This is a genomic window from Streptomyces sp. HmicA12 (assembly GCF_000373565.1).
Classification (GTDB): Bacteria; Actinomycetota; Actinomycetes; order Streptomycetales; family Streptomycetaceae; genus Streptomyces.
Window position 1 is genome coordinate 1 of sequence record NZ_KB891848.1, and the last position, 1,037, is coordinate 1,037.

The window sequence follows — 1,037 nt, forward strand, 5'->3', positions numbered from 1 at the left end:
CTGAGACCTGATGCCGAGCCGATTGTGGTGAAGTGGATGATCCTATGCTGTCGAGAAAAGCCTCTAGCGAGTTTCATGGCGGCCCGTACCCTAAACCGACTCAGGTGGTCAGGTAGAGAATACCGAGGCGTTCGGGTGAACTATGGTTAAGGAACTCGGCAAAATGCCCCCGTAACTTCGGGAGAAGGGGGGCCATCACTGGTGATGACATTTACTGTCTGAGCTGGGGGTGGCCGCAGAGACCAGCGAGAAGCGACTGTTTACTAAAAACACAGGTCCGTGCGAAGCCGTAAGGCGATGTATACGGACTGACGCCTGCCCGGTGCTGGAACGTTAAGGGGACCGGTTAGTGCACTTTCGGGTGTGCGAAGCTGAGAACTTAAGCGCCAGTAAACGGCGGTGGTAACTATAACCATCCTAAGGTAGCGAAATTCCTTGTCGGGTAAGTTCCGACCTGCACGAATGGCGTAACGACTTCTCGACTGTCTCAACCATAGGCCCGGTGAAATTGCACTACGAGTAAAGATGCTCGTTTCGCGCAGCAGGACGGAAAGACCCCGGGACCTTTACTACAGTTTGATATTGGTGTTCGGTTCGGCTTGTGTAGGATAGGTGGGAGACTTTGAACCAGCCACGCCAGTGGTTGGGGAGTCGTCGTTGAAATACCACTCTGGTCGTGCTGGATGTCTAACCTGGGTCCGTGATCCGGATCAGGGACAGTGTCTGATGGGTAGTTTAACTGGGGCGGTTGCCTCCTAAAGAGTAACGGAGGCGCCCAAAGGTTCCCTCAGCCTGGTTGGTAATCAGGTGTTGAGTGTAAGTGCACAAGGGAGCTTGACTGTGAGACCGACGGGTCGAGCAGGGACGAAAGTCGGGACTAGTGATCCGGCGGTGGCTTGTGGAAGCGCCGTCGCTCAACGGATAAAAGGTACCCCGGGGATAACAGGCTGATCTTCCCCAAGAGTCCATATCGACGGGATGGTTTGGCACCTCGATGTCGGCTCGTCGCATCCTGGGGCTGGAGTCGGTCCCAAGGG

At 55.4% G+C, this 1,037-nt stretch carries 1 rRNA gene; it reads left to right on the plus strand.

Features of this window, described 5'->3' with window-relative positions:
- Nucleotides 1–1,037, plus strand: a 23S ribosomal RNA gene (locus B072_RS0135440); the annotation flags it as partial.